At 38.3% G+C, this 7,112-nt stretch carries 4 protein-coding genes and 1 tRNA gene; all 5 read right to left on the bottom strand.

What is annotated here, in order from left to right:
• Positions 1 to 495: 495 nt before the first annotated feature.
• Positions 496 to 2,310, bottom strand: coding sequence for a proline--tRNA ligase (gene proS / locus FFR48_RS23760; RefSeq protein WP_137669072.1), 1,815 nt, complete (start codon positions 2,308 to 2,310; stop codon positions 496 to 498).
• 263 nt (positions 2,311 to 2,573) lie between these two features.
• Positions 2,574 to 2,658: transfer RNA gene (locus FFR48_RS23755), tRNA-Ser, on the bottom strand.
• A gap of 83 nt (positions 2,659 to 2,741) precedes the next feature.
• Complete coding sequence (locus tag FFR48_RS23750; RefSeq protein WP_137669071.1) at positions 2,742 to 5,096, bottom strand: ComEC/Rec2 family competence protein; 2,355 nt, start codon at positions 5,094 to 5,096, stop codon at positions 2,742 to 2,744.
• Between the two features lie 150 nt (positions 5,097 to 5,246).
• Positions 5,247 to 5,732, bottom strand: a complete 486-nt coding sequence (locus tag FFR48_RS23745) for a DUF4079 domain-containing protein (RefSeq protein ID WP_137669070.1) — start codon at positions 5,730 to 5,732, stop codon at positions 5,247 to 5,249.
• Positions 5,733 to 6,007: 275 nt separating this feature from the next.
• Positions 6,008 to 6,892: a glycine--tRNA ligase subunit alpha gene (gene glyQ / locus FFR48_RS23740; RefSeq protein ID WP_137669069.1), complete on the bottom strand. Its 885-nt coding sequence runs from the start codon at positions 6,890 to 6,892 to the stop codon at positions 6,008 to 6,010.
• Positions 6,893 to 7,112 lie beyond the last annotated feature (220 nt).

The following is a 7,112-nucleotide window of genomic DNA, read 5'->3' as shown; positions in this document are numbered from 1 at the left end:
AAAAAGTGTGCATTTTTTGGGATTTCAAGAGATGGCAAAGAAATTTTCAAATCTTCTCCTGACTCCTGACTCCTGACTCCTGACTCCTATGCCCTCACGGAAAGACTTTCTCAGCAACCCCTAAGTAGGTTTAATTAATTGTTAGATAGTGGAACAGGCTAGAAGCCTGTTGACGGGCAAGACTTGTACTGAGTTTATCGAAGTATGCCCATCCCACATTTTATATTTAATTGCAACCGACTACTTACTTGTCTGTCTTTTTGCTTGCTCCTTGAATCTATTCTTTAATATCTTTAATATATTAATCAATTTCTCAATGGCAGTTTCCTGAAATTTGTGGGTACATATTTACACAACTTCAATTTTCGTGAAAATATTTAAATTTCCCAGTCTTTTCGCCAGTCTTTTCGTTTTAACTTTCTTGTGAATCCTCAAATCAAATACATATTATTGGCAGGCAATATGCCTGCCTCACAAGAGTTTAATTTTATCCCTCTACTGCTTCTTCTCTACTGCTTCTTTAATCCATTGTTGTAATATATTTACAACTTCGTCAATGGCAATTTCTTGAGATTCACGGTTTGCCCGTTTTACTACTTCTACTTTACTATTAGCAATGGCGCGACCTGTAACAATTCTAAAGGGAATGCCAATTAAGTCAGCATCTTTGAATTTTACACCTGCTCGCTCATTACGATCATCAAGTAAGGTTTCGACACCTGCTTTATTCAGTTCTGTGTAGATTTTTTCGGCAATTTCTACCTGTTGGGTGTCGTTAACATTGGGAATGGAAATAATAGCGTGATAAGGTGCGATCGCTACTGGCCAGATTATCCCATCTTTATCATAGGACTGCTCAACCGCTGACTGTGCTAACCGGGAAACTCCTACACCATAACAACCCATCACTAAAGGTTTTTCTTCCCCTTGTTCACTGGTATAAGTTGCATTCATAGCTTGGGAATATTTTGTACCGAGTTGGAAAATGTGACCAACTTCTATTCCTCTAGCTGTTTGTAGGGTTTGGTTGGGGTCGTGTAGTGAGCGATCGCCCGCTTTTGCTTTCCGAATATCTACTACAATATCAGGTAATTTAAACTGCTCACCCCAATTTGCACCAACCACATGAAAATTGCTTTCATTTGCACCAGTGACAAAATTCTTTAACTCCACAGCGGTTTTATCAACCAACTGCACAAATTTAGAATTTACCTGTTTACTTCCCGCAATATAATCATCACCTAAATCGGGTGCAATATAACCTAAAGGTAAAGATTTTGCTGCCCAAGTTGCAATTATTTCATTAGTGGGTACACTCAAAGAAAGAATAGTTTTAGCACCAAATTTTTCAGCTAATTTAGTCAACTCATTTTGTAATTTGACATCATTAACTTCCTGATCACCGCGAATATTCACCAACACCAAAACAGTCAAACCGTTATCATAAACAGTTTGATATAAAACATTTTTGACAATTTGGGTAGGAGAACATTGTAAGAAAGCACAAACTTTTTCTATTGTGTCAGTTCCTGGAGTTTCCCGTTTTTCAAAAGTAGTAAAAGGTGAAGTTTCCGCATCCGCAGGTAAAGAAATTGCCTTTTCTACATTCGCTGCATATTTTCCATCTTCAGTATAGAGAACTTCATCTTCTCCCGCATCAGCTAACACCATAAATTCTGTCGAACCAGAACCACCAATAGCACCAGAGTCAGCTTCCACAGCCCGAAAAGCTAAACCAGAACGGCGCAGCATATTACTGTATGCTTGGTACATATCCTGGTAGGTTTTCTTTAAACTTTCCTCATCCACATGGAAAGAATAACCATCTTTCATGATAAATTCTCTACCCCGCATTAAACCAAAACGAGGGCGAATTTCATCACGAAATTTAGTTTGAATTTGATATAAATGCAGCGGTAATTGACGATATGAGCGAATCATATCACGGGCAACTGTGGTAATTACTTCCTCATGAGTAGGACCTAAACCTAGTTGTTGTTCCCTTCTATCAATAAGGGAAAACATGATACCTTCAGCTTTAGTATAAGTATCCCATCTTCCCGACTCCTTCCATAATTCAGAAGGTTGTAATTGAGGTAACAAACATTCTTGTGCGCCGGTGGCGTTCATTTCTTCCCGCACTATTTGGGAAACTTTTTGTAAAACCCGCCACATAAAAGGCAGATAAGCATAAATACCGCTACCGATGCGACGGATATAACCAGCCCGAAGTAAAAGTTTATGACTGGGAATTTCCGCATCTGCTGGATCATCCCGAAGTGTAACAAATAACATTTGTGATAGTCGCATCGTTTTTTCCTTTGCAAATTAATTATTCATAAAGTACCTGACGCTAAATTAGCGGTAACTTTATCAACATTTATAATTACCTAAAAACTGTAAATTTGTCCTGCTTTTGCAGCTTTGCAGAAACCTAACAACAGTTTTCATCTATTTGTATCACATTCTAGCTTTTCTATTGTTTGCCATCTTTTTATCTTTGCTTCTTTGCGCCTTTGCGTGAAACATAAAAATTTGAAACGTAACTTCCAGACTGACAAAATATCTAGTAACGGAGAGGGGGGGATTCGAACCCCCGTTGAGTTGCCCCAAAACACATTTCGAGTGTGCCGCATTCAACCACTCTGCCACCTCTCCAAATCTTGATTCACTTCATTCCGTGAATAGGGGTGATATTAATTTATATTATTCCCTATTATACCATATTTTTCACTAACCTGTTACAGATTTGAAGATTTGTTTTCTGTGACTTGGATAAAAGCTTCAAAGTCAGCATCAGGAGTCCATTGAATAGCACCATCTCTACCTGTGAAGAAGAGTTTGGTTTTACCTTTGATAGCATCTAATGTTTTACTGTTAAGGTTATTATCAGATGCGATCGCCACCTGTGGTTGCAGTGCTGTTACCAAATCCTGTAAAGATTCTGATGGACACCAAAGCACCTGGGGAGAAGACAAATCACCGGTTTTAACCAATTGTGCTATTTGTTGAGACTTGATACTACCTACCAATAACCAATTTCTTCCAAAAATCTGCAATTTTAAAATTGGTAATTTTTCATTAGTGAATTGGGCAATAATAGCACCAGTGCTAATAGTTTGACCTAATGCTAAAGGCTGATAAATACCTTGCTGCTGTTGTAATTTTTTTTGAATAGCTTGAGTTTCCAGATTATTTTCTTGTTGAGAAAAATAAGCATAAAAATTTTTAATAGGCATTCTATCCATAATTTCTAACCAAGCATCATTTTCATTTGCCAAAAATTTGCTAGAAATCGCCCAATCAATTTGATTAATCCCTTGTTGTTGTAAAAATGGTAAAATAGTGAAACGTCCTGTACCTTCATCACCGCTATTAATTAAAGTTACCTTTCCTTGATCTTGAATTACTAAAACTGGTTCATTATTAGTTGCTAATAATGTGATTCGTAATAAATTACTGGTAGAATGCCAAGCAGGAATTATCAATAAAACAACAACCATTAAACCAGCAAACCACCATCTTTTTTGCCACCAACGGATTAAACAAGTAGATATAATTAATCCATAAACTACAAACATTTGCCAAGTAGATATACTACCTACAGCAACCGAGCTTCCAGGCAGATTAGCAAAAAATTCTGCTAATTGAATTAACCAATAAGTTGGATAATATAAAAAACTGGCTAACGTGCTACCTAAATCTGGTACAATTAAACTTACCAAACCACTAATCATACCTCCAATACTAATCACAGAAATCAATGGGGTAGTGATAATATTTAATGGCACACTGTAAACAGCAACTACACTAAAAATATGTAAAAGTAAAGGCAAAGTCCAAATTGTGGCAGCGATAGGAACAGAAATTAACGAAGCGATAGCAGAAGGCAGCCAATCAAAACGTTTAGTTATCGGTGTAGCTGTGACAATTAACCCCAAAGTTGCTAGAAAACTGAGTTGAAAACCTAAATCTCCAATCCAAACAGGATTAAATAAAAGTAATAAAGTAGCAGCTAATAATAAAGATCCTAATTGTTGAACTTTCCTTTCTAAAACCAAACCAATTAATGCAGCAAAACCCATAATTACTGCTCTAATAATTGATGCTTGAAACCCAGCTAAACATAAAAAAGTAAGTAATCCCAAACTACCGCAAAAAAACTGAATACCCTTGTTAGCTTTGCTAGTTAATTGTAAAATTATTCCCAAAATTAAAGAAGTTTGAAAACCAGAAGCAGCCAAAGCATGAGCTAAACCCACATTCACAAATAAATCACGAATATCATAAGGTAAATCTACCGCCTTACTACCTAAAACCATCGCACTAACTAAAGGACCTTCAGGAACACCTAACCAACGAACTTGCGATCGCACAATTTTTTCCCGAATTTTCCACCATCCCCATTTTCGCTCTTCATCAATAATATTAATCTGTTTACCAATCAAACCTGCAAAAGTACCTTCTTGTTTAAGATACTTCTGAAAATCAAAAGCACCAGGATTTTGAGCCGCTTTAGGTTTATATAACATCCCAGTGATCGCAATTTGTTGACCAGGATATAAACCAGTAGCTTGAAGAATAGGCACAGTCACATATAATTTACCCGTTACCCCTTTTGGCACACTTGCCGGACCCTGGTCATTTTTTACCTCATCCAGTTGCGTCGCATTCAGCCAAAATTGTCCCCTTTGACTGCGAGTTAAACGAGGAGTACCTATCACATCCCCACGGACAATTACTAACTGTTCTTGATTACTATTATTTTCATTAGAAACAAACTGACTAATATCTTTTGCTCCTGGTTGCGGTGTCCGCACTTGAAAATAAAAAGTTGCCAACAAACCCACCAAACCAGCTATTAACCATACTCTAGGATGAGGAGTAGTCAGCGGAGTATTAACCCCTGTCTTAGCTTTATTGAGATAATTTTCCTGTTTATAGTTAATTTTCCGTAAATTAATAAAAATTGCCCGAAAAAAAACTGCTGCCAATATCCCCAGTGCTAAAATCCATACACCACCCCAAGGAACTGCTGTAAACAACAATCCTAAAATATAGGCAAGACAAATAATAACGCCATTACTCTGTATCATAAAAATTTAATTGCCAAAAGCACTTAGTTAGTAAAATTAATATAAAGAAGTAATTATATAAATAAATCAACTGAGTTAAAAATAATTATTGTCGGTTGGGTTAAGCGACAGCACAACCCAACAAAATAGAGAACTGGGAAAAGACCTATTTTAGAGTGATAGACCCAAATTCAACCCCAAGACAGCATGAACAAACAAAATTAACAGTGCTGTACTTCCTAAATAAGCATGAACAGCACGTAAACCTGCTTTATCACCAAAAAACCCACTCAGAGAAATTGCACCATTTACCAACAACAGCAACAGTACAAGAGAACCAGTCCAAAAATGCGGACTTTCAAACAGTGGTTGATGCTGCATCACCAAAGACAACACACCACCTGTATAACCACCTGCCAAAAAGATAAATAACCAAGGTGCTAACTGACGATGGGCGCTGCGACTTTTAACAGCAGCATCCTTATCTGTATCTTGCAGCAATTTACCCCGCCAACCAGACACACCCACAAAACTACCCACCACAAAAATCACAATCCCCATCATCACCGGATGTCCCCAATGTGTAACAGGTTCAGGAATACCCAAAGAACGAAACCAAGCTGCAATAGGTTCTAACACTTCACTAATATTCATCATCTGACACACACCATTGTTTTTGCCACGAACAGCAACTCCCCCAAAAACGGAGGAGTTACAAAAATTAACACTTTGCTTATTCTATCTCGTTGCCTGGTAACGAACATCTAGAACGTCGACTCAGTAATGCTAGGTAATCTGTTTTTACCTTGTAGGGGCGAAGCATTCGGGTGATAACCTATCGCTGAAACCAGTTTATATTCTGTCCGAATGCTATGCGCCCTTACGATTAATGAATCGGTGTTCTAGATGCTCTGCATCTTCTGAAACAGTAATCAAGCAGCAGCTTGTGAATTTTTCAACAACGGGAAACCCAACTGTTCCCTTTGCTCAACATATAAATGAGCCACCTTTCTAGCCAAATGACGAATCCTGGCAATATAGCGAGTTCGTTCCGTCACCGAAATTACACCTCTTGCATCCAGCAAATTAAATGTATGGGAACACTTAATCACAAAATCTAAGCTAGGTAATACCAATCCCCTTTCTGTGAGTTGGGATGCTTCCTGCTCATATATATTGAACAGATTTAACAACATCTCAGGATTAGAAGCTTCAAAGTTATAGGTACACTGCTCAATCTCACCCTGAAGATGAACATCACCATAGGTAATATGGTCTGTCCATTGAATCTTAGTAATAGCCTCCACTTGCTGGAGATACATCGCCAATCTTTCTAAACCATAAGTAATCTCAATGGACACCGGACGGCAATCAATACCCCCGCACTGTTGAAAATAAGTAAACTGGGTAATTTCCATCCCATCTAACCACACTTCCCAACCAGTACCCCAAGCCCCCACCGTTGCATCTTCCCAATTATCCTCCACAAACCGCACATCATGATCCTCTGGACGAATACCCAAAGCCCTTAAAGAATCAAGGTAAATCTCCTGGATATTATCTGGTGAAGGTTTAATCAGAACTTGATATTGATAATAATGTTGAAACCGATTTGGGTTTTCGCCATAGCGCCCATCGGTTGGACGACGGCAAGGTTCAACATAAGCCACTGCCCAAGGTTCTGGACCCAAAGCCCTTAAAAAAGTATGAGGGTTCTTAGTTCCTGCTCCCTTCTCCATATCATAAGGTTGAGCAATCAAGCAACCACGCTCACCCCAAAACTGATGTAAAACCGCTATTACTGACTGAAAATTCACTATCTACTCTTCCTATGAGTCAACAACGCCTACACCATTGTTGCCTAAACCCAGTATTCTGAGCAGCTTCCAGCCATTAAAAAATTTTTTTCCAAAAACTTGGAAAAAGTAGTTGACATTCCAAGATAGGTTCGCTATATTGAATAAGTGCCTGAGAGAGAGCCGCGAGAGAGCGGGACTCGGAGGGACACCGAACCTTGAAAATATTATAGTTTGAAAG

It is taken from the genome of Sphaerospermopsis reniformis (assembly GCF_005402885.1).
GTDB lineage: Bacteria > Cyanobacteriota > Cyanobacteriia > Cyanobacteriales > Nostocaceae > Sphaerospermopsis > Sphaerospermopsis kisseleviana.
Note: the sequence above shows the minus strand (reverse complement) of the source record. Positions and strands in the feature narration are given on the sequence as shown.

What these genes read in the sequence shown, in the direction of transcription:
- proS (WP_137669072.1), bottom strand. Translation starts at nt 2,310, where the DNA reads ATGCGACTATCACAAATGTTATTTGTTACACTTCGGGATGATCCAGCA.
- FFR48_RS23750 (WP_137669071.1), bottom strand. Translation starts at nt 5,096, where the DNA reads ATGATACAGAGTAATGGCGTTATTATTTGTCTTGCCTATATTTTAGGA.
- FFR48_RS23745 (WP_137669070.1), bottom strand. Translation starts at nt 5,732, where the DNA reads ATGATGAATATTAGTGAAGTGTTAGAACCTATTGCAGCTTGGTTTCGT.